This window comes from Variovorax sp. GW821-FHT09D05, from assembly GCF_059416325.1.
Genome location: NZ_JBWKOZ010000017.1, coordinates 43,489 through 66,017 on the forward strand (window position 1 = coordinate 43,489; position 22,529 = coordinate 66,017).

At 66.5% G+C, this 22,529-nt stretch carries 19 protein-coding genes; 16 read left to right on the top strand and 3 right to left on the bottom strand.

The features are described from left to right. Positions 1-19: 19 nt before the first annotated feature. From AC07O3_RS32905 to AC07O3_RS32915, 3 genes are read right to left on the bottom strand one after another with little or no spacing between them, the layout of a single operon-like run. On the bottom strand, positions 20-1,219 hold the full coding sequence (locus AC07O3_RS32905) for an amidohydrolase family protein (RefSeq protein WP_093059271.1): 1,200 nt from the start codon (positions 1,217-1,219) through the stop codon (positions 20-22). Further along, entirely contained in the window at positions 1,174-1,947 is a 774-nt protein-coding gene (locus tag AC07O3_RS32910) for a TetR/AcrR family transcriptional regulator (protein WP_093059272.1), read from the bottom strand. The genes AC07O3_RS32905 and AC07O3_RS32910 overlap by 46 nt, the downstream gene beginning before the upstream one ends. A 19-nt stretch (positions 1,948-1,966) precedes the next feature. Further along, positions 1,967-2,740, bottom strand: a complete 774-nt coding sequence (locus AC07O3_RS32915) for a ferredoxin--NADP reductase (RefSeq protein ID WP_093059274.1) — start codon at positions 2,738-2,740, stop codon at positions 1,967-1,969. Positions 2,741-3,051: 311 nt separating this feature from the next. Between AC07O3_RS32915 and AC07O3_RS32920 the strand changes: the two genes are divergently transcribed. From AC07O3_RS32920 to tssC, 16 genes are all read left to right on the top strand, one after another. Continuing rightward, positions 3,052-4,671 (top strand): 6-hydroxynicotinate reductase, encoded by a 1,620-nt coding sequence (locus AC07O3_RS32920; RefSeq protein WP_495341349.1) that lies wholly within the window; start codon positions 3,052-3,054, stop codon positions 4,669-4,671. A 2-nt stretch (positions 4,672-4,673) separates the two neighbouring features. After that, positions 4,674-5,579 (top strand): UPF0280 family protein, encoded by a 906-nt coding sequence (locus AC07O3_RS32925; RefSeq protein ID WP_495341350.1) that lies wholly within the window; start codon positions 4,674-4,676, stop codon positions 5,577-5,579. A gap of 21 nt (positions 5,580-5,600) precedes the next feature. Then, on the top strand, positions 5,601-6,242 hold the full coding sequence (locus AC07O3_RS32930; RefSeq protein WP_093059280.1) for an amino acid synthesis family protein: 642 nt from the start codon (positions 5,601-5,603) through the stop codon (positions 6,240-6,242). Between the two features lie 32 nt (positions 6,243-6,274). Continuing rightward, positions 6,275-6,859 carry an amino acid synthesis family protein gene (locus AC07O3_RS32935; protein WP_495341351.1) on the top strand — a complete coding sequence of 195 codons (585 nt, stop codon included), beginning with the start codon at positions 6,275-6,277 and terminating at the stop codon, positions 6,857-6,859. Positions 6,860-6,926: 67 nt separating this feature from the next. Then, on the top strand, positions 6,927-8,132 hold the full coding sequence (locus AC07O3_RS32940; protein WP_097197429.1) for an ABC transporter substrate-binding protein: 1,206 nt from the start codon (positions 6,927-6,929) through the stop codon (positions 8,130-8,132). A gap of 30 nt (positions 8,133-8,162) precedes the next feature. Beyond that, the gene (locus tag AC07O3_RS32945; RefSeq protein WP_093081733.1) at positions 8,163-10,097 is read left to right on the top strand and encodes an ABC transporter permease; all 1,935 of its coding nucleotides are present in this window, start codon (positions 8,163-8,165) and stop codon (positions 10,095-10,097) included. Next, positions 10,094-10,903 carry an ABC transporter ATP-binding protein gene (locus AC07O3_RS32950; protein ID WP_097197427.1) on the top strand — a complete coding sequence of 270 codons (810 nt, stop codon included), beginning with the start codon at positions 10,094-10,096 and terminating at the stop codon, positions 10,901-10,903. Before AC07O3_RS32945 ends, AC07O3_RS32950 begins: the two co-directional genes overlap by 4 nt. Next, a complete protein-coding gene (locus AC07O3_RS32955; RefSeq protein WP_093059290.1) occupies positions 10,900-11,634 on the top strand; it encodes an ABC transporter ATP-binding protein in 735 nt (244 codons plus the stop codon). The genes AC07O3_RS32950 and AC07O3_RS32955 overlap by 4 nt, the downstream gene beginning before the upstream one ends. Positions 11,635-11,665: 31 nt before the next feature. Beyond that, positions 11,666-12,391 carry a bifunctional nicotinamidase/pyrazinamidase gene (gene pncA, locus AC07O3_RS32960; RefSeq protein ID WP_093059292.1) on the top strand — a complete coding sequence of 242 codons (726 nt, stop codon included), beginning with the start codon at positions 11,666-11,668 and terminating at the stop codon, positions 12,389-12,391. 55 nt (positions 12,392-12,446) lie between these two features. Next, positions 12,447-13,607 (top strand): ABC transporter substrate-binding protein, encoded by a 1,161-nt coding sequence (locus AC07O3_RS32965; protein ID WP_307617430.1) that lies wholly within the window; start codon positions 12,447-12,449, stop codon positions 13,605-13,607. Further along, positions 13,585-14,085 (top strand): (2Fe-2S)-binding protein, encoded by a 501-nt coding sequence (locus AC07O3_RS32970; protein ID WP_495341352.1) that lies wholly within the window; start codon positions 13,585-13,587, stop codon positions 14,083-14,085. The genes AC07O3_RS32965 and AC07O3_RS32970 overlap by 23 nt, the downstream gene beginning before the upstream one ends. Further along, entirely contained in the window at positions 14,082-17,783 is a 3,702-nt protein-coding gene (locus AC07O3_RS32975; RefSeq protein ID WP_495341353.1) for a molybdopterin cofactor-binding domain-containing protein, read from the top strand. The genes AC07O3_RS32970 and AC07O3_RS32975 overlap by 4 nt, the downstream gene beginning before the upstream one ends. Before the next feature lie 89 nt (positions 17,784-17,872). After that, positions 17,873-19,054 carry a fumarylacetoacetate hydrolase family protein gene (locus tag AC07O3_RS32980; protein WP_495341354.1) on the top strand — a complete coding sequence of 394 codons (1,182 nt, stop codon included), beginning with the start codon at positions 17,873-17,875 and terminating at the stop codon, positions 19,052-19,054. Positions 19,055-19,205: 151 nt separating this feature from the next. After that, on the top strand, positions 19,206-20,300 hold the full coding sequence (gene tssA, locus AC07O3_RS32985; RefSeq protein ID WP_495341355.1) for a type VI secretion system protein TssA: 1,095 nt from the start codon (positions 19,206-19,208) through the stop codon (positions 20,298-20,300). 91 nt (positions 20,301-20,391) lie between these two features. After that, positions 20,392-20,970 carry a type VI secretion system contractile sheath small subunit gene (gene tssB / locus AC07O3_RS32990; RefSeq protein ID WP_093081718.1) on the top strand — a complete coding sequence of 193 codons (579 nt, stop codon included), beginning with the start codon at positions 20,392-20,394 and terminating at the stop codon, positions 20,968-20,970. 33 nt (positions 20,971-21,003) lie between these two features. Next, complete coding sequence (tssC, locus tag AC07O3_RS32995; protein ID WP_093059305.1) at positions 21,004-22,512, top strand: type VI secretion system contractile sheath large subunit; 1,509 nt, start codon at positions 21,004-21,006, stop codon at positions 22,510-22,512. Positions 22,513-22,529: the final 17 nt, after the last annotated feature.

Consider the following 22,529-nt stretch of genomic DNA (forward strand, 5'->3'; position numbering starts at 1 on the left):
CCGACGGTGCGCGGGGCGCTCAGTGCGCGCCGGAAACGACGACCGGAATCTCCGTTGCAGGCGGCGTGTTGCGGCTGCGGCCGCAGCGCACGATGCCGTCGATCATCACCATGCCCACGCCCGGAATGTCGCCGAGCTGCACGCTTTCGAGCAGGCCTGGCGCGGGCGAATGCTGTGCGCGGTCCATGAACACGAAGTCGGCGTCGCGGCCCACCTCGATCAGGCCGCAGTTGAGCTTTCGGATCTTCGCCGTGTTGCCGGTCGCGAAGCAGAACACCAGCTCGGCCGGAATGTTCGCGATGGACGACAGCATTGCAACCATGCGCAGGATGCCCAGCGGCTGCACGCCCGAGCCCGCGGGCCCGTCGGTGCCGAGAATCACGCGGTGCGGGCACTTGAGCTCCAGCGCCGCCTTGGCCGCCGCGATGGCCACCTTCTCGTTGCCGTTGTGCACGATCTCGATGGCGCGCGAGCTCTTCTCGCAGAGCTCACACACGTGGGCCTCGGGCAGTGAGGTGTGGCCGCCGTTGATGTGGCCGATGATGTCGGCGTCGGCCTCGAGCACAACATCCTTGTCGATCAGGCCCGAGCCCGGGATCGACGGGCCGCCCGTGTGGATGGTGCTCTGGATGCCGTACTTGCGCGCCCAGGCCACCATCTCTTTCGCCTCGTAGCCAGCCTTGACAGAGCCCAGGCCCACTTCGCCAAGCAGGCCCACGCCGGCTTCGGCGAGTTCCTTGAAGTCGCTCTCGACCATGCCCTTCTCGATGACGGGCGCGCCCGCCAGAACCTTCACGCCGCCGGGGCGGAAGTTGTCGAAGGCGCGCTGCGCGGTGATGGCCAGTGCCTTCAGGCCCACGATGTCCTTGGGACGGCCGGGCAGGTGCACCTCGCCGGCGGAAATCATGGTGGTCACGCCGCCGTGCATGGTGGAGTCGATCCAGCCGATCTGGCCCTGGCGCGGCGTCCAGTCGCCGAACACCGGATGCACGTGGCTGTCGATCAGGCCGGGCGCCACGCAGGTCTTCTTCGCGTCGATGACGGTCTGCGCGCCTTCGAGATCGCAGTCTTTCTCTTTGCCGACCGCGACGATCAGGCCGTCGTTCACCACGATGGTGTCGGCGTCGAGGATGGGCTTGTCGATGTCGCCCGAGAGCAGCAGCCCGATGTTCTTTATGACGACCTTGCCCGACTTGCCGCCGGCTGCGATTTCTGCCATTTCGATGTGTCCTCGTGGGGTGGTGTGTTGTCTTGCGGCTCGTCCGCTTCTGTATCCGCGTCAGCGCGCACCGTGCGCAGCAGCGTCTCGATCACGAAGTCTTCCCAGTGCGTGATCGCCTCCGGTGACTCCAGCGGTTCACCGAGGAAGGCGGTGAGCGTGTGGCGGTTGGAGGTGTAGAAATAACCCGTGGACGCGATCAGCAGGTAGATGTCGCGCGCCACCAGTTCCTTGCGGAACAGGCCCTGCGCAGCGCCGCTGGCGAGGATTTCCGCAATGATCGCCACCGCGCGCGACGAATACTCGCGCGCCCGCAGCGACTTCGAAATGTGCCGGCCCTTGTGCAGGTTCTCGGTGTTCAAGAGCGTGACGAACTCGGGGTTCTTGCGGTAGTAGCCCAGCACGAAGCGGATGACTTCGGTGAGCGCTTCCACCGGCCGCGAGGCGTCGAGCGCGATGGCGGCCTCGGCGTCGTCCATGCGCTGGTAGATGCCTTCGAGCACCGCAATGAAGAGGCCTTCCTTGCTGCCGAAGTAGTAATAGATCATCCGGTCGTACGACTTCGCGGCCTTGGAGATCTTCTCCACGCTGCCGCCGTCGTAGCCGTACTTGGCGAACACCTTGGTCGCCGATTTCAGGATGCTGTCGCGCGTGGCCTGAGCGGCCGCCTCGCGCACGCCCGTGCGACGCTGGGGCTTGGTCTTGGGTGCGGAGCGGCTGTCGGCCATCGGGCGCGCGAGATGCCGATTACTTCTCTGCGAACGCGCGCTCGACCACGAAGTCGCCCGGCGTGCTCGTGTTGCCTTCCTTGAAGCCGCGCTTCTCCAGGATGTGCTTCAGGTCGACCAGCAGGCCGGGGCTGCCGCACAGCATGACGCGGTCTTCCTCGACGTTGAGCGGCGGCAGGCCGAGGTCGTCGGTGAGCTTGTTGCTCTCGATCAGGTCGGTGATGCGGCCCTGGTTGCGGAACTCCTCGCGCGTGACGGTCGGGTAGTACAGCAACTGCTTGGCGATCATCTCGCCGAGGATCTCGTGTTTGGGCAGGTGGTCGGTCACGAGGTCGTGATAGGCCAGCTCGTCGACCTGGCGCACGCCGTGCACCAGGATGACCTGCTCGAACTTCTCGTACGTGTCCGGGTCGCGGATGATGCTCATGAACGGTGCGAGGCCGGTGCCGGTGCCGAACAGGTACAGGCGCTTGGCCGGCAGCGTGTAGTCGATCAGCAGCGTGCCCGTGGGCTTGCGGCCCACGATGATGGTGTCGCCCACCTGGATGTGCTGCAGCTTCGAAGTCAGCGGACCTTCTTCCACCTTGATGCTCAGGAACTCGAGATGCTCCTCGTAGTTCGGGCTCACGATGCTGTAGGCGCGCAGCAGGGGCTTGTTGTTGACCTTCAGGCCGATCATCGTGAAATGACCGTTCGAGAAGCGCAGCGCCGGGTCGCGCGTGGTGGTGAAGGTGAACAGGCGGTCGGTCCAGTGGTGGACGCTCAGGACGCGTTCTTCGCTGAATGCACTCATACGGAACTCAAGAGTTGGTTGGTAACAGGGGAGGTTGGCTGAGCCGACGTGCACGCCTTTGGGGCGAAAACCGCCGGCCGGCTCCGAACCCTCCATTGTCGTTGGTCGTAAAAACCCCGATGAACATCGCGAGAAAACACCATTGCAAGCATCGGGCCTGTTTGCTACATTGACTGCGAATGTAGTGAACGCAACATGAAAGTGTAGGGAATGCTACACAAACGGAAGTCGGTGCACAAGCGGGCGGACGGCACGTTTGTTGCAAACCCCGACAGCCAGGATTTGCCCACATACGCCCACGAGATTGCCCGATGACAGAACACACCAAGACAGATGGACTCCCCGGCATGGACATGCCCGTGGTGGCTGAAGCCGGCAGCGGCGCCTTCGGCAAGGCGCCGCCGCGCAACGAGCGCATGAGCACTGCCAAGGTCGAGTGCAACGCCTGCCCGGTGCTGTGCCAGATCTCCGACGGCCGCACCGGCGCCTGCGACCGCTATGCCAACCGCGAAGGCGTGCTGGTGCGCGTCGATCCCGTGGTGCTGTTGCGCCGGACGATCGAAAGCGAAGCGCCTGCGCTGGTGCCCTTCAATCGCACTGGCGCCGAAACGGCCCCGGCTCCCGCCGAGCCCGACTGGAGCGGCGACCTGCTGCACGCCGACGAAGTCTTCGTCACCGGCGTGGGCTCGTCCACCACCTACCCCGACTACAAGCCCGCGCCCTTCATCGTTGCATCGAAGGCCCAGGGCGTAGACATGGTCACCGTCGTCACCGAAGGCATCTTCAGCTACTGCAGCTTCAAGGTGAAGATCGACACCGACCGCTTCCTCGGCTCCGAGCAGGCCAACGTGCGCTATCGCGGCGAAGTCGTGGGCCACGTCACCACGGCCGAGTACGGCTCGCAGATGCTCTCGCTCGGCGGCGTGCACCACCTTACTGGCGGCAGCAAGAAGGAAGGCCGCATGACGGCCGAGCTGATGCAGCTGCTGGGCAACAAGAAGGCCGTGGAGTGCACCATCGACGGCGGCTCCACCCTCGTCATCCAGGCCGGCAAGGCGCCCATCGTCAACGGCGTCGAAGAGCAGCGCATGCGCGTGGGCTGCGGCTCCGCGGCGGTCGGCATCTTCGCGCGCCAGTTCGCGGGCGTGGCCGACGAAGTGGTGGTGGTCGACGACCACATCACCGGCGTGCTCACCGAGCACCAGGCTGGTCGCTGCCTCGACATGGCGCCCTCGGGCATCCAGATGCTGGGGCGCAAGTCCACGCCGGGGCGCTACTTCCAGGTGGCGAATCCGGGCAACGGCTGGGGCGGCACCGACATCGCCGATCCGCTCGCGATCATCGAGGGCTGGGAAGGGGGCGTCGCGCGCCCCGGCCTGCGCCTTCTCATGACCTCGACCACCGGCGAGCACGCGCAGTGGTACGTGCTCGACGATGCACTGAAGCCCGTCGAGCAGCCCATGCCTGCGGAGGTGAAGCGCATCGTCGACCGCATCGGCGAAAACTGCGAACCCTCGCTGTGCACCGTGCTGTTCCTCGGCGGCGCGGGCGGAAGCCTGCGCGCGGGCGTCACCGAAAACCCGGTGCTGCTCACGCGTGCCATTAAGCGCGCGCTGGTCAACGTCACCTGCGGCGGCGCACCGGCATACGTGTGGCCCGGCGGCGGCATCACCGTGATGGCCGACGTCATGCGCATGCCCGACAACAGCTTCGGCACCGTGCCCACGCCGGCCATCGTCGCGCCCATCGAGTTCAGCATGCGGCGCGACGACTACGAAGCGCTCGGCGGCCACATGGAACACATCTTCCCGCTCGAACAGGCGCTCGCGCGCGGTGCGTGGCAGGAAGACGGCGCACCGCTCGCACGCCAATGGCTCGCGATGGACGACGCCAATCCGTGGCCGCTCGGCCACGCTCCCATGCTGGGCTGATCATGTCCGCCCAACGCGCAGCGCTCGACAAGAACCGCTGGCATTTCAACCACGGCCCGATCGACATCGTGGCCGAGGCGCATGGCGATCCGTACGCCGTCGCGGCCGCGCACGACGCCGCGTGGGCGCGCTTCGTCCACGTGCTCGACGAACTGGTGCACGAGCTGCCGCTGCTGCGCCTGCCCGTCACCGACAAGATGCGTCCGCGCAATGTGGTGGCGCGCCGCATGTGGGACGCCTGCGCCGCGTTCTCGCCGATGTTCATCACGCCGATGGCGGCGGTGGCCGGCTCGGTCGCGCAGGAGCTGATCGCGTTCTACGAGCGCCCCGGCATCGAGCGCGCATGGATCAACAACGGCGGCGACATTGCGCTGCATTTCGCGCCCGGCCAATCGGCGCGCGTGGGCGTGTTCGCCGACCTCGCGCGCTTCGACTGGCGTGACAACAGCGGCATCCTCACCACCGACGGCCAGTTCGAGCTGCACGCCGACCAGCCCGTGCGAGGCGTCGCCACCAGCGGCTGGCGCGGGCGCAGCTTCTCGCTGGGCATCGCCGACAGCGTGACGGTCCTGGCCGCCACTGCGGCGCAGGCCGATGCGGCGGCGACAGTGATTGCCAACGCCGTCGATGTCGACGACGACACCATCGCGCGCCGCCCCGCGAACGAATGCAAGGACGACAGCGACCTCGGCGACACCCTCGTCACCGTCGACGTGCCCACGCTGGCCCCCGGGCAGGTGCGCAGCGCACTCGATACGGGCGTGGTGTGCGCCAAGGTCCTGCAAAAAGGCGGGCTTGTGTGGGCCGCTCTACTCGTTTGTCAGGGGCAGTGGCGACTTGTCGAGCCCTTATGCTCGAAGGCGCTCAAGACCGAGCTGCCGAAAGCAGTTGGTTCAGTATTTGCTTAACGAAAAGCAAGGTTCTTTTTCATGATCGAAATCCGACGCGTCTTCACCCATGTCGAGCACATCCACCACGAGTTCGGACCGCGCGCCGAAACGCCGTTGGTGCGCGGTGCCATCGGCGCGGTGCTGACCAATCCGTTCGCCGGCCGCTACGAGCCCGACATCCTGCCGATGATGGCGCTGCTCGACCCCGTGGGCGTCGACATGGCGCACAAGCTGCACGCCGCCATGGACGTGCCGCTGGAGCAGATCGCCACCTACGGCAAGGGCGCCATCGTCGGCGCCGACGGCGAGCTGGAGCACGGCGCGTTGTGGCACGTGCCCGGCGGATACGCAATGCGCGAGCTGCTCGGCTGGAAGGGCAGCCGCGTTGCCTACACCGCAGGCACGGCCGAAGAGAAAACCGGCCAGCCCGGCAATGCGCTGTCCATCGTGCCCTCGACCAAGAAGGTCGGCCCGCCCGGCGCCGCGCTCGACGTGCCGCTGACCAACATCAACGCCAGCTACGTGCGCGGCCAGTTCGACGCCATCGAAGTGCGAGTGCCCGGCGCGCCGGCTGCGGACGAGATCGTCTTCATCCTCGCGATGAGCACCGGCTATCGCGTGCATGCCCGTGTCGGCGGCCTGCTCGCAGAGAACATCAGCAAGTGGGACGGCCTGCGCTGACCCGCACAGAGACAAGACAAGGAACACAGAACATGACCGCCAACATCCGCAAGCTCGTCATCCAGGTCGATGAAACCCGCAAGGAAATGGGCAGGGACGTCACGCCGCCCACGCGCCGCGCCGTCGCCATTGCCGTGATCGAGAACCCCTACGCCGGCCGCTACAGCGAGAACCTCGACGATCTGATCGCCATCGGCGAAGAACTCGGCGCGCTGCTCGGCCAGAAGGCCGTGAAGGCTCTGGGCATCGAGCCCGGCCAGGCGCAGAGCTACGGCAAGGCCGCCATCGTCGGTGAGCGCGGCGAGCTCGAACACGCCGCCGCCATCCTGCATCCCAAGCTGGGCGCGCCGCTGCGCGTTGCGGTCGAGAAGGGCGCCGCACTCGTACCCTCGGCCAAGAAGCAAGGCACGCTGGGCACCGCCATCGACGTGCCGCTCGGCCACAAGGACGCAGCCTTCGTGCGCAGTCACTTCGACGCGATCGAAGCCCGCGTGAGCGATGCGCCGCGCGCCAACGAGATCGTGGTGGCGGTTGCCGTCACCGACAGCGGCCGTCCGCTGCCGCGCATCGGCGGCCTGCAGGCCCATGAAATCAAGGGTGAAGACGGTCTTCGCTGACGCTGTCTTTCGCCCTCGCCCAATCACGGTGTTTTCTTTCCTCATTCGATCTCAAGGAGCTTTCCCCATGAACCCATTGCGTCACGTCTTCAGCGCCGCGGCCCTCGCTGCGCTGACCACTGCTCTCGTTCCCGCGCATGCGCAGGGCGTGATCAAGATCGGCGAGGTCAACAGCTACAAGGCACAGCCCGCCTTCCTGGAGCCCTACAAAAAGGGCATGGAGCTGGCCGTCGAAGAAATCAACGCCAAGGGCGGCGTGAATGGAAAGAAGATCGAGCTCATCACGCGCGACGACAACGCCAACCCCGGCGACGCCGTGCGCGTGGCCGAAGAACTGGTGGCGCGCGAGAAGATCGACGTGCTCACCGGCACCTTCCTGTCGAACACCGGCCTGGCCGTGGCCGACTTCGCCAAGCAGAAGAAGATCTTCTTCCTGGCCGGCGAGCCGCTGACCGACAAGATGACCTGGCAGGGCGGCAACGAATACACCTACCGCCTGCGTCCCGGCACCTACATGCAGGCAGCGATGCTCGTGCCCGAGGCCGTCAAGCTCAAGAAGAAGCGCTGGGCCGTCGTGTACCCCAACTACGAATACGGCCAGTCGGCCGTGGCTGCCTTCAAGACGCTGCTGAAGGCCGCGCAGCCCGACGTCGAGTTCGTCGCCGAACAGGCGCCGCCGCTGGGCAAGGTCGACGCAGGCGCCGTGGTCCAGGCGCTGGCCGATGCCAAGCCCGACGCAATCTTCAACGTGCTGTTCGCCGCCGATCTGTCGAAGTTCGTGCGCGAAGGCAACACTCGCGGCCTGTTCAAGGACCGCACCGTCGTCAGCGTGCTGACCGGCGAGCCCGAGTACCTCGACCCGCTGAAGGACGAAACGCCCAACGGCTGGATCGTGACCGGCTACCCCTGGTACGGCATCCAGACGCCAGAGCACAAGGCCTTCTTCCTCGCGTACCACGCCAAGTACAACGACTATCCGCGCCTCGGCTCGGTGGTCGGCTACAGCATGATCAAGTCGGTCGCGGCCGGCGCCGCCAAGGCCAAGAGCACCGAAACGCCGAAGCTCCTCGAAGCCTTCAAGGGCCTGCAGGTCGATACGCCCTTCGGCAAGATCAGCTACCGCGCCGAAGACCACCAGTCCACCATGGGCGCCTTCGTCGGCAAGACGAAGAACGAAAACGGCAAGGGCGTGATGGTCGACTACACCTACTTCGACGGCGCCAAGTTCCAGCCCTCCGCCGCCGACGTCAAGAAGTCGCGCGCCGCCGACTGACCCTGATCCTTTTCCGGAACGCTTGCACCCATGAGCCTCTCGTCCCTGCTGCTTCAGTTCCTCACCGGGCTGTCGTCGGCTTCGTCGCTGTTCCTCGTGGGGGCCGGCCTTTCGTTGATCTTCGGCGTCACGCGCATCGTCAACTTTGCGCATGGCTCCTTCTTCATGGTCGGCATCTACCTGGCCTACACGCTGGTCGAGAAGCTCGGCGGCGGCATGGGCTTCTGGCCCGCGCTGGTGATTTCCGCGCTCGCGGTCGGCATCCTCGGCGCGCTGATCGAGATGGTGCTGCTGCGCCGCATCTACAAGTCGCCCGAGCTGTTCCAGTTGCTGGCGACCTTCGCACTGGTCCTTGTCATCAAGGATGCGGTGCTCTACATCTGGGGGCCTGACGAACTGCTCGGGCCGCGCGCGCCGGGCCTGTCGGGCTCCGTCGAAATCCTGGGCCGGCAGTTTCCGACCTACGACCTGTTCCTGATCGTCGTCGGCCCGGTCGTGCTCGGCCTGATGTGGCTGCTGCTCACGCGCACCCGCTGGGGCACGCTGGTGCGTGCCGCTACGCAAGACCGCGAGATGGTCAGCGCGCTGGGCGTGAACCAGGCCTGGCTCTTCACCGCGGTGTTCGCGCTCGGCGCCATGCTCGCAGGCCTGGGCGGTGCGCTGCAGCTGCCGCGCGAGCCGGCCACGCTTGCGATGGACCTCAACACCATCGGCGCGGCCTTCGTGGTCGTGGTGGTGGGCGGCATGGGCTCCATTCCGGGCGCCTACGCGGCCGCGTTGCTGATCTCCGAGATCAAGGCCGTGTGCATCTGGCTCGGTGTGGTCGAAATCTTCGGCTACAGCGTGTCCTTCTCGAAGCTCACGCTGGTGGTCGACTTCATCGTCATGGCCATCGTGCTGGTGTGGCGCCCGTGGGGCCTGTTCGGCCGGCCGCAGGCGCCGAGCCGCTACGTGGGCATGGCCGAGGAGCCGCTGCGCCGCGCGAGCAAGGGCTACCTGTGGCTGGTCGCCGCGCTCGGCGTGGTGCTCATGGCGATGCCGCTGCTCACCGCCGATTCGCCCTACACCACGGTGCTGATGATCGACCTGCTGATTGCCGCGCTGTTCGCCGCCAGCCTGCACTTCATCATGGGGCCGGCCGGCATGCACTCGTTCGGGCATGCCGCCTACTTCGGCCTCGGGGCTTACGGCGCCGCGCTGCTGGTGCGCTCCAGCGGCCTGCCGATGGAAGTGGCGCTCATCGTGGCTCCGCTCGTCGCGGCCATCGGCGCCTTCATCTATGGCTGGTTCGCCGTGCGGCTGTCGGGCGTGTACCTGGCCATGCTCACGTTGGCCTTCGCGCAGATCACCTGGGCCATCGTCTACCAGTGGGATTCGTTCACCGGCGGCAGCAACGGCCTCACGGGCGTGTGGCCTTCGGAGTGGCTGTCGGACAAGCGCACCTACTACTGGCTCACGCTGGTGCTCGTGGCCGCCGGCGTCATGATGCTGCGCCGCGTGCTGTTCTCGCCCTTCGGCTACGCGCTGCGCGCGGGCCGCGATTCGGTGCTGCGCGCCGACGCCATCGGCATCGACGTCAAGCGCATGCAGTGGACGGCCTTTGTCGTCGCGGGCGCCGCGGCCGGGCTGGCCGGCTCGCTCTACGCCTTCTCCAAGGGCAGCATCTCGCCAGAGAGCCTCAGCGTCGACAAGTCGGTCGACGGGCTGGTGATGGTGCTGCTCGGCGGCATCCAGACGCTGGCGGGGCCGGTGGTCGGCGCCGTCACCTTCAGCTGGCTGCACGACACCGTGGCACGCAACACCGACTACTGGCGCGCGACGCTCGGCGCCATCATCCTGATCCTCGTGCTGCTGTTCCCGCAGGGTATCGCTGGCTTTGCGAAGCAGCTGACCGACAAGCTGCTGCGCCGCACCAAGCCCGATGCGGCGCCTGTGGCCGCCGAGGCGAAGGAGGCCAAGGCATGACGACCACCTCCAACACACCCCTGCTCAAGGTCGAGAACCTCGGCAAGTCCTTCGGCGGCGTGAAAGCCGTCGACGGCATCAGCTTCGAGCTGCATGCCGGCGAACTGCTCGCCCTCATCGGCCCCAACGGCGCCGGCAAGTCGACCACCTTCAACATGGTCAACGGCCAGCTCAAGGCCGACCAGGGTTCGATCCTGTTCGACGGGCACGAGCTCGTGGGCCAGAAGCCGCGCGCCATCTGGCGCCAGGGCGTGGGCCGCACCTTCCAGATTGCCGAGACTTTTGCCTCGCTCACCGTGGTCGAGAACGTGCAGATGGCGCTGCTGTCGCACGACGGCAAGCTGTTCTCCATGTGGCGCCGCGCGGCCGACCACAAGCGCGACGAAGCACTGGCGCTGCTCGACCAGGTCGGCATGAAGTCGCAGGCCGACCGGCCCTGCAGCGTGCTGGCGTATGGCGACGTGAAGCGGGTCGAGCTCGCCATCGCGATGGCCAACAGCCCCAAGCTGCTGCTGATGGACGAGCCCACCGCCGGCATGGCGCCCAAGGAGCGCAACTCGCTCATGGCGCTGACCAAAGATCTCGTCATCCAGCGCGGCATGGCCGTGCTCTTCACCGAGCACAGCATGGACGTGGTGTTCGCGTATGCCGACCGCATGATCGTGCTCGCGCGCGGACGCCTCATCGCACAGGGCAAGCCGCTCGAAATCCGAGACCACCCGAAGGTGCAGGAGGTGTACTTCGGCAGCGGCAAGACATTCGAGAAGATCGCAGAGAAAGCCGCAGCCCTTGGAGTCGCCGCATGAGCACACACGAACCCCTCCTGCAGGCCAAGGCCCTGTGCGCCTGGTATGGCGCCGCGCAAATCCTTTATGACGTCGACCTCGAAGTGCGTCGCGGCGAAGTGGTTGCGCTCATGGGCCGCAACGGCGCGGGCAAGTCGACCACGCTGAAGACGCTGATCGGCATGCTGACCAAGCGTCGCGGCGCGGTGCGCTTCCTGGGTCATGACATCTCCAGGAGCGAGCCGCACCACGCAGCGCGCCTGGGCCTGGGCTTCGTGCCCGAAGACCGCCGTGTGTTCACCGACCTCACGGTGATGGAGAACCTCGAAGTCGGCAAGCAGCCCGCGCGCCGCTGGGCCGACGGTACCGATGCGCCGCTGTGGACGCCCGAGCGCCTGTTCAAGCTGTTCCCCAACCTCGGCGAAATGCCGAACCGTCCGGGCGGACGCATGAGCGGCGGCGAGCAGCAGATGCTGACCGTGGCGCGCACGCTCATGGGCAACCCGTACCTCGTGCTGCTCGACGAGCCTTCCGAAGGTGTGGCACCGGTGATCGTTGAGCAGATGGCCAACATGATCCTGGAGCTCAAGGCGCAGGGCGTGAGCATCCTGCTGTCGGAGCAGAACATGCACTTCGCCGAACTGGTGTCCGACCGGGCCTATGTGCTCGAGAAGGGGCAGATCCGCTATCACGCCACCATGGCCGAGCTTGCGGCCAACGACGAAGTTCGCCGCGCCTACCTCAGCGTCTGAGTTTTTCCTTCAACCCATCGGAGTCCACGCCATGCATCGCAGAACCCTCGTGAAATCCGCCGCCGCCCTCGGGCTGGTTGGCGGTTTGGGCAGTGTCGGTTTCAACGCCTTCGCGGCGGGCAAGATCAAGCCTGGCGACAAGGCCGCACTGATCGTGGTCGACGTGCAGAACTGCTTTCTCGACGGCGGCACGCTGGCGGTGAAGGGCGGCAACGAAGTCATTCCGGTCATCAACGCACTGGCGCCCGCGTTCCAGAACATCGTTGTCACGCAAGACTGGCACACGGCGGGCCATGCATCCTTCGCGAGCACCTACAGCGGCAAGAAGCCCTTCGAGACCACCAAGCTCAGCTACGGCACGCAGGTGCTGTGGCCCGACCACTGCGTGCAGGGCACGGAAGACGCCGCGCTCGGCAAGGAGCTGAAGGTGCCCACCGCGCAGCTGATCATCCGCAAGGGCTTCCACAAGGAGATGGACAGCTACTCGGCCTTCGAGGAAGCCGATCACAAGACGGCCACGGGCCTGGCCGGCTACCTGAAGGCGCGCGGCATCAAGACCGTGTACGTTACCGGCCTGGCCACCGATTTCTGCGTGGCCTGGACCGCGATGGATGCGCGCAAGGCCGGCTTCGAGGCCTACGTGATCGAGGACGCCACGCGCGGCATCGACCTCAACGGCTCGCTGGCCGCGGCGTGGAAGCAGATGACGGCCAAGGGCGTCAAGCGCATACAGTCCGCCGACATCCAGACCGCCTGAGACCGCACCGCGAAGAACTACGACGAACAACAAGAAAACACGAGACACACGACGCATGAAGCTTTCGATCTCAAGGCGCGCCATGGTGGCGGGCAGTGCGGCCCTGGCCCTCGGCCCCGGCCTGCTGCGTTCGGCACGCGCGGAAAACGGCGTGACCGACACCACCATCCGCATCGGCCAGTCGGCCGTGTTCAGTGGGCCGGCGAAAGACTTCGGCGTCGACTACCGCGCGGGCATCAAGCTGTACTTCGACCGGGTCAACAAGTCGGGCGGCGTCAACGGTCGCAAGATCGAACTCGTCACCTACGACGACGCATACGACCCCGCAAAGACCGCCGTCAACACGGCGAAGCTGATCGACGAGGACAAGGTCTTCGCGCTCACCGGCTACGTGGCCACCGGCAACCTCGCGGCCGCGATGCCGCTGGCCGAGAAGGCGGGCGTGCCGATGTTCGCACCGCTGGTGGGCACCAGCTCGTTCCGCACCAAGGTCAACCGCTACCTGTTCCACGTGCGTGCGGGCTACGACCTGGAGCTGCGCAAGATCATCAGCCACCTCTCGACCATCGGCATCCAGTCGATCGCGGTGGTCTACCAGGACAGCGCCTTCGGCAAGTCGAACCTCGCCACCTGCGAGGAGCTGGCGGCCGACCACAAGGTGAAGGTGCTGAAGACCTTCCCGCTGGCCATCACGGCCGAGGACGCGAAGCAGGTCGTCACCGGTCTGTCTGAAACCAAGCCGGGCGCGGTCGTGATGATCATGGCCGGGCGCATGGTCGAAGTGTTCATGCGCGATTACCGCGCGAACGGCGTGGGCGCGCCGCTGTACACGCTGTCGGTCGGCATCACCGACGCGGCCGGTTCGGCCAAGCGGCTCGACGGCAAGCTCGCGGGGCTGGTCACGGCCAGCATCGTGCCGCCGCCGCAGGCGCAGCGCATGCCCATCGTGGCCGACTACCAGCGCGACCGCGCGGAGTTCGGCGAGAAGATCGACAGCTACACCGCGCTGGAGGGCTACATCGTCGCGCGCGTGATGGTCGAGGGCCTGCGCCGCGCGGGCAAGACACTCACGCGCGACAGCTTCATCGCCGGGCTCGAAAGCATCGGCAGCACGCGCATCGGCGACTTCCCCGTCGAGTACAGCGCGAAGAACCACAACGGCTCGACCTTCGTGGACCTGGAGATGTACACCCGTGACGGCCAGTTGCGGCGCTGAGCCGCTGCACCTGCTGGTCAACGGCCAGGCGCAATCGATCGAGGGCGTGCCGCGCGAAGCAACGCTGCTGCACCTGCTGCGCAACGACCTGGGGCTGAACGGCCCCAAGTACGGCTGCGGGCTGGGACAGTGCGGCGCGTGCACGGTGCATGTCGACGGCGTGGCGGCACGCTCGTGCGTGATTCCTGCGCGTGGCGTGGCGGGGCGATCCATCACAACGCTCGAAGGGCTGGGCGCGCGCGGCGACTGGCATCCGGTGCAGGCCGCCTTTGAAGACGCGCAGGCCGCGCAGTGCGGCTACTGCCTCAACGGCATGGTGATGCAGGCGGCGGCCTTGCTTGCGCGCGATCCTGATGTGAGCGATGCGCGCATCCGCAGCGAGCTTTCGGGCAACCTGTGCCGCTGCGGCACCCACATCGAAATTCTCGACGCCGTGCAACGCGCGGCGGCGCGCATGCGCGCGCATCCGGCCCCATGACGCGACGCGCCGATCTTCCGCGGACACGCGCCGAGTTCCTGTCGGCCAATGGCGTGCTGCTGGTGGTGCGCGAGACCCCGCTCGCACCGCCGCCCGCCAAGGGCCAGCCCGCGTTCATCGCCGGCAACCCGATCGAAGGCGACGAGATCCTGCTCGCCGTGTGGGACGACGGCAGCGCCTCGGCACTCAACGGCCACGTCGACCTGGGCACCGGCATCCAGACCGCGCTCGGGCAGATCGCGGCCGAGGAACTAGACCTCGGCATGCCCTGCGTGCGCGTGATGCTCGGCGACACCGCGCGCGCGCCCAACCAGGGCGCGACGATTGCGAGCGCGTCGATCCAGATCCATGCGCAGCCGATGCGGCTTGCCGCTGCGCAGGCGCGCGCGTGGCTGATGGCGCGCGCGGCTGAGCGCCTGGGCGTGGCCGACGATGCGCTGCAGGTGCACAACGGCGTGGTGCGAGTCACCGAAGCGCCGGACCGACACGTCAGCTATGCCGAGCTGGTTGCCGGCCAGCGCACCGTGCTTCGGCTCGATCCGCTGGCGCAGCCAAAGACCCCCGCCGATTACCGCGTCGTCGGCACACGGCAGGCGCGCGTCGACATTCCGGCCAAGCTGGCAGGCGAGCTCGTGTTCGTGCACGACATGCGCGTGCCCGGCATGCTGCACGGTCGCGTGGTGCGCCCGCCGTATGCGGGTGCGGACCATGGCGAGTTCATCGGCAACACGCTCGAGGCGGTCGATGAATCGTCGATTGCGCACATCCCCGGCATCCGCGCCGTGGTCGTGATCTGCGACTTCGTCGGCATCGTGGCCGAGCGCGAGGAGCACGCCGAGCAAGCCTTGCGCGAACTGCGCGTCACATGGAAGGCGTGGCCCGGCATGCCTGACCTGGGTGACCTGGCGCAGGCGCTGCGCGACAACCCGTCGACGCAGCGCCTGCTGGTCGACGAAGGCGATGTCGATGGCGCCATTGCCGCCGCCGCGCAGCCGATGCATCGCACCTACGTGTGGCCATACCAGATGCATGCCTCCATTGGCCCTTCGTGCGCGCTCGCCGACTGGCAGCCGGCCGACGGCAGCGGCATGCAGCTGCGTTGCTGGGCCGGCTCGCAGAATCCGCACGTGCTGCGCGCCGATCTCGCGAAGCTCATGGGCGTGGAGGACGTTCAGGTCGACGTGGTCCGCATGGAAGCTGCTGGCTGCTATGGCCGCAACGGCGCCGACGACGTGGCCGCCGATGCGGCGCTGCTCGCCCGTGCGGTCGGCGCGCCGGTGCGCGTGCAGCTCACGCGCGAGCAGGAGCATGCGTGGGAGCCCAAGGGCGCCGCGCAGCTCATGGAGATCGACGGCGGCCTCATGGCAGACGGCCGCGTCGCCGCCTACGACTTCGAAACCTCTTATCCGTCGAACGGCGCGCCGACGCTTGCGCTGCTGCTCACGCGCACCATCGAACCGGTGGCGCAGGCTTTCGAGATGGGCGACCGCACCGCGCGACCGCCCTATACGTACGACAACCTGCGCGTGAAGGTCAACGACATGGCGCCGATCGTGCGCGCCTCGTGGTTGCGCGGCGTGTCGGCGCTGCCCAGTTCGTTCGCACACGAGTCGTACATCGATGAGCTGGCGACTGCTGCGGGTGTGGACCCGGTGCAGTTCCGCTTGCGGCATCTGGAAGATCCGCGTGCGGTCGAGCTGGTGCAGGCCACCGCGCAGAAGGCCGGCTGGCGCATGCGCACCGGGCCGCAGGAGAACGCGGACGGTGGGCTCGGCGAAGGGGGCGACATCCTCTTCGGGCAGGGTTTTGCATACGCCCGCTACATCCACAGCAAGTGGCCGGGCTTCGGCGCCGCGTGGGCCGCGTGGGTGGCTGACGTCGAGGTCAATCGCAAGACCGGCGAGGTGCATGTGCGCCGCGTGGTGGTGGGGCATGACGCGGGGCTGATGATCAACCCGGCGGGGGTCGAGCATCAGATACATGGCAATGTGATCCAGACCACGAGCCGGGCGTTGAAGGAGCAGGTGCAGTTCGCACCGCAACAACAGCAGCAAGGCACGGCGGCTGGCGCGCAGCTGCCGGGCGTGCTGCCTTCGGGCGTGGTCGTGAGCCGCGAGTGGGGCAGCTACCCGATCATCAATTTCCGCGAAGTGCCGGTGATCGAGGTGATGCACATGCCCCGGCCCGGCGAGCCTTCGCTGGGGGCGGGCGAGTCGTCTTCGGTGCCGGGGACTGCGGCGATCGCGAATGCCATCTTCGATGCGACGGGGGTGCGGTTTCGTTCGCCGCCGTTTACGCCGGAGACGGTGCTGGCGGAATTGAACCGGGGGGTGCCTGGTGACGCCGCTGTGCCCCCATCCCAACCTTCCCCCAGAGAGGGGCGGAGCAATGCAGCCTGGCCGCGCCGCAAAGGCTTGTGGGCTACCGGCGCCGCGCTCGTCGTCGGCGGCATCGGCGTTGTCGCCGGCCTGCTCGGCTGGCGCTCCGCCATCGCGCCCGTATCGCTCACCGCACCGGTCTACAGCCAGGCCACCATCGACCGCGGGCGCGTGCTCGCAGCCGCCGGTGACTGCGCCGTGTGCCACACCGCACCCAATGGCACTCCCAATGCGGGCGGCCGCGCGATGGAAACGCCCTTCGGCACGCTCTACACGACCAACCTCACGCCCGACCCCGAGACGGGCCTCGGCCGCTGGTCCTTCAGCGCCTTCCAGCGCGCGATGCGCGAAGGCGTCTCGCGAGACGGTCACTACCTGTACCCCGCGTTCCCCTACACAGCATTCGCGAAGACCAGCGACGACGACCTGCAGGCGCTCTATGCGTACTTCATGTCGATGCCTGCGGTGCGTGCGGAAACGCCGAAGTCCGAGCTCAAGTTCCCGTTCAGCATGCGGCCGCTGATGGCCGGCTGGAATGCGCTCTTCCATGACCCGGCGCCGATGCGGCCTGTGGCCACGCAGAGCGCGGAATGGAACCGTGGCGCGTATCTCGTCAACGGCCTCGGTCATTGCGGCGCCTGCCACACGCCGCGCAATGCGCTTGGCGCGGAGCAGGGCGGCAGCGCCTTCCTGTCGGGCGCCATGATCGATGGCTGGGAAGCACCGGCACTCACGCACCTGTCGAAGTCAGCGGTGCCGTGGGACGCCGACGAGCTCTATCGCTACTTGCGCCACGGCCACACGCAGCGCCATGGCATCGCCGGCGGGCCGATGGCCGAGGTGGTGCGCGAGCTTGCGCAGGTGCCGGATGAAGACGTACGCGCGATGGCAACCTATCTCGGTTCGTTCAATCCAGCACCGTCCGTGCAACCGACTGTCGTGGCACAGCAAGCGGTCGATAACGCCGCACGCACGCAGGGCCAGTTGCTCGGTCCCGCGCAGCGCATGTTCGACAGCGCCTGCGCCTCCTGCCACCACGACGGCAACGGCCCCGCGCTGCTTGGCGTGAACACGCCGCTCGCGCTCAACAGCAACCTCACGAGCGCGAGGCCAGACAACCTGCTGCGCACCATCCTCGACGGCGTGCGCGAGCCCGCGAGCCGCGACATCGGTTTCATGCCCGCGTTCCGCGAAGTGCTCGACGACCGGCAGATCGCCGAGCTTGCCGGCTACATGCGCACACGCTTTGCACCGCAGGAGCCTGCGTGGGCCAACCTGCCTGCCGACGTGGCGCGCGTGCGCGCCGCGCCGGGACACTGACACCAGAAAGAGAAGAGCCGGCCGCGTCGCAATCCGCTGTGCGCCGCTACGATGCAACGTAGCGCACACATCCAAGGAGACACCACGCCATGCCGCTCGATCTTTCAATCTCTTCCAGCCTGCCCCGCGACGCCGAACGCGCCACCCTCGTCGGTCGCATCTGGCAACCCGGCGTGGGCCCCGTGCTGGTGGCCGTGCACGACGGCGACCTGTACGACCTGTCGAAGCTCGCGCCGACCATGAGCGACCTGCTCGAGGGCAAGAAAGGGCCTGCAGAAGCCGTTCGCCACGCATTGCAGGGCGCGCCGCGCATCGCCGCGCTCGACGAAGTCCTTGCCAACAGCGACGAGACCGTGCGCGACACGAGCAAGCCCTGGCTGCTCGCACCCTGCGACCTGCAGGCCATCAAGGCCAGCGGCGTCACCTTCGTCGCGAGCCTGCTCGAACGCGTGATCGAAGAGCAGGCGCGCGGCGACGCATCGAAGGCCGAGGCCACGCGCGCGGCCATCGGCGGCGTGCTCGGCGACAACCTTGCCGACATCGTGCCGGGCTCGCCCGAGGCCATGAAGGTCAAGGAAGTGCTGATCGCGCAGGGCGCGTGGTCGCAGTACCTCGAAGTCGGCATCGGCCCCGACGCCGAGATCTTCACCAAGGCCCCGGTGCTCTCCGCCGTGGGCACAGGGGCCGACGTCGGCATTCATTCGGGCTCGGTGTGGAACAACCCGGAGCCCGAGGTCGTCCTCGCCGTCAACAGCCGCGGCGAGACGCTTGGCGCCGCGCTGGGCAACGACGTCAACCTGCGCGACTTCGAAGGCCGCAGCGCGCTGCTGCTCGGCAAGGCCAAGGACAACAACGCCTCGTGCGCCATCGGCCCCTTCATCCGCCTGTTCGATGCGCACTTCGGCATTGCGGACGTGCGCCGCATCACCGTCGCGCTGGAAGTGACCGGCCCCGAGGGCTTCACGCTCGAGGGTTCGAGCTCGCTGTCGAAGATCAGCCGCGATCCGCTCGACCTCGTGGCGCAGACCGTGGGTAGGCATCACGCCTACCCTGATGGTTTCATGTTGTTTCTTGGAACGATGTTCGCGCCGACACAAGACCGTCATGGGCCTGGGCAAGGATTCACCCACGTCGTGGGCGACCGCGTGTGCATTGCCGCACCGGAACTCGGCGCCCTGGTCAATCGCGTTGTGCACGCGGACCAGGCGCCGATGTGGACTTTGGGTATCAGTGCGTTGATGCGCAATTTGAGTGAACGCGGTCTGCTGTGATTCGCATGTAGACGTTCCGTTTGAATTTCAAAAGGAGTTGTACTTCTTAGTAATTCATATGCGTCGTGTTGCAATCTGTTGCTGTTGACCGCGCCTCTTGTTCCCCTCAAGATTGCCGCTGTTACGAAACGGTTGAACAGGGAGAAGAGGTTTGTCGCCGAGCGAAATCGATCTATTGCAGTTGCCTGTGGAAGGCTCGCATCCGTGCGGTGAAGACCTGGAATACGACCCCGATTTCATGGCGTTGCACCAAGCAACAACCGGTAAGCGCGAGCAGCAATTCGGCTCGACGATCATCCCCGCCGAGCCACCCGACTGGGCCCGCGTGGAGCGCATCGCGAAGCAGCTGTGCACACGTACGCGCGACCTGCGGGTGCTGGTGCCCCTCACGCTGGCCTGGACCGAAAACCGTGGCTTGCCCGGCTATGTCGATGGGTTGCAACTCGTCGACGCCGTGCTGCAGAAATTCTGGGACGGTGTGCATCCGCGCGTTGTCGACGATGGCTTCGAAGACCCGCTGCCGCGCATGAATGCACTGGCCGCGCTGGCCGAGGCCGAGGGATTGGGGCGCAGTGTTCGCGATGCAAGGCTGCTCGAAGACGGCGGCGCATCAATGAGCCTGCGACAGGTCGAAGCCTTGCTCGATTCGAGCAAGACCGACCATCAGATCGATTACCCGGGCGGCATCGGCCGGCTGCGGGACGCGGCGCGGCGCGCGCAGGAAAAGGCGGCGCCCCCGGTGGTGGCATTGCGTGCTGCGCTCGACCTGCTGCAGCGCATACGCGAGACCTGCGAGCGCGCGCTAGGTCAGAGCTGGGCGCCTGATTTCTCGCGGCTCGAACGCTCGCTGCGCACCGTGGCCCAGCTGTTGCCCGAGCAGGCGCAGAGCGAAGGGGTCGAGGCTGGCGAAACCCACTCTGGAGCCGATCCGCAAGGGGAGGGAGTTCCCGGGCCGGCTGCGAAGGGTGCTGCTGCCGGCAGTGCAAATGGTGGTGCTGGCCTACGCACGGTGCTTGTTAAAGATATTGAAATATCGACTCGTGATGATGTGCAAGTGTTGTTGGAAAAAGCTTGCCAGTTCATGGAGCGCACGGAACCCAGTCATCCGGCGCCCATGCTGATTCGCAGAGCGCAGCGGCTGCTGGATCTCAACTTCTTCCAGATCATCGAAGAGCTCGTGCCCGAGGGATTGCAAAAGATAGAAAGCCTTGCTGGACGCCCGCTGAACAGTGGGGGCAGCACGTAATAAGAAGAAGGCGGAGGCCGTCGCGGACTCCGCTGGCCGGCAGGACTGCCGGGGTCGTACCCACACGCATTACAGATTCAAGAGGAAGCTTATGGCAGACAACCGTGTCAGAAACAGTGGTCAGAAGTTCATTGCGCGTAACCGCGCGCCGCGTGTGCAGATCGAATACGACGTCGAGATCTACGGCAGCGAACGCAAGATCCAGCTGCCCTTCGTGATGGGCGTCATCGCCGATCTCGCGGGCAAGCAGGTCGACCCGATGCCCGACCTCGGCGAGCGCGAGTTCATGGCGGTGGACATCGACAACTTCGATGAACGCATGAAGTCCATCAAGCCGCGCGTTGCCTTCCAGGTGCCCAACACGCTCACCGGCGACGGCCAGATGAACGTCGACATCACCTTCGACAGCATGGACGACTTCTCGCCCGCGCGCATCGCCCGCCAGGTCGGCGCGCTGCAGCACCTGCTCGAAGCGCGCACCGAGCTGTCGAACCTGCTGTCCTACATGGACGGCAAGAACGGCGCGGAGCAACTGATAGCGCAGGCACTGCAGAACCCGGGGCTTCTCAAGTCGCTGGCCTCTGCGCCGAACCCGGCCGTCGCCAAGGCAGTGGAAGCCGCCAACGAAAAGGCCGGTACGCCCGGCAACCCAGGGACCTCTTCCGAGTAAGCGCGAGCACGAGCAGCAAGGACCGTCATCATCATGAGCACCGCCCCCAAACAGACCGCCGCGCGCGCACCCGCCTCCGTCGAAACGCTCGAGCCGAACGAGTTCTCCGACCTGCTGCAGCGCGAGTTCAAGCCCAAGACCGACCAGGCCCGCGAGGCGGTCGAGAACGCCGTCAAGACGCTGGCCGTGCAGGCGCTGGAAAGCACCGTCACCGTCTCCAACGATGCCTACCGCACGGTGCAGGCCATCATCACCGAGATCGACCGCAAGCTCTCCGAGCAGATCAACCAGATCCTGCACCACGAGGACTTCCAGCAGCTCGAAGGCGCGTGGCGCGGCCTGCACTATCTCGTGAACAACACCGAGACCGACGAGCAGCTCAAGATCCGCGTGATGTGCGCGTCCAAGCGTGAAGTGGCGCGCTCGCTCAAGCGCCACAAGGGTATCGGCTGGGACCAGAGCCCGCTGTTCAAGAAGATCTACGAAGCCGAGTACGGCCAGTTCGGCGGCGAGCCCTTCGGCGCGCTGATCGGCGACTTCCATTTCGACCATAGCCCACCCGACGTCGAGATGCTCAGCGAAATGGCCAAGATCGCCGCGGCCGCGCACTGCCCCTTCATCGCCGGCGCATCGCCCACCGTGATGCAGATGGACTCGTGGCAGGAGCTGTCGAACCCGCGCGACCTGACCAAGATCTTCCAGAACACCGAGCACACCGCATGGCGCAGCCTGCGCGACTCGGAAGACGCGCGCTACATCGGCCTGGCCATGCCGCGCTTCCTGGCGCGCCTGCCGTACGGCGCGCGCACCAATCCGGTCGACGAATTCGAGTTCGAGGAAGAGACCGACTCGGCCGCGCACAGCCGCTACACCTGGGCCAACTCGGCCTATGCAATGGGCGTGAACATCAACCGCTCGTTCAAGCAATACGGCTGGTGCACTTCCATCCGCGGTGTGGAGTCCGGCGGTGCGGTGGAGAACCTGCCCACGCACACCTTCCCGACCGACGACGGCGGCGTGGACATGAAGTGCCCGACCGAGATCGCCATCAGCGACCGGCGCGAGGCCGAGCTCGCCAAGAACGGCTTCATGCCGCTGGTGCACCGCAAGAACTCCGACTTCGCGGCCTTCATCGGTGCGCAATCGCTGCAGCTGCCGGCTGAGTACTACGACGCCGACGCAACGGCCAACGCGAACCTCGCGGCGCGCCTGCCGTATCTGTTCGCCTGCTGCCGCTTCGCGCACTACCTGAAGTGCATCGTGCGAGACAAGATCGGTTCGTTCCGCGAGCGCGAGGACATGGAGCGTTGGCTCAACGACTGGATCATGAACTACGTCGACGGCAGCCCCGGCACCTCGTCGCAGGACACGAAGGCAATGAAGCCGCTGGCGGCGGCGGAAGTCCAGGTGGAAGCCATCGAGGACAACCCGGGCTACTACGCCGCCAAGTTTTTTCTCCGGCCGCACTATCAGCTCGAAGGGCTGACGGTGTCGTTGCGGCTGGTTTCGAAGCTGCCATCCAACAAGAAGGACAGCAGCTAATTCAACGGTGTCCCGGA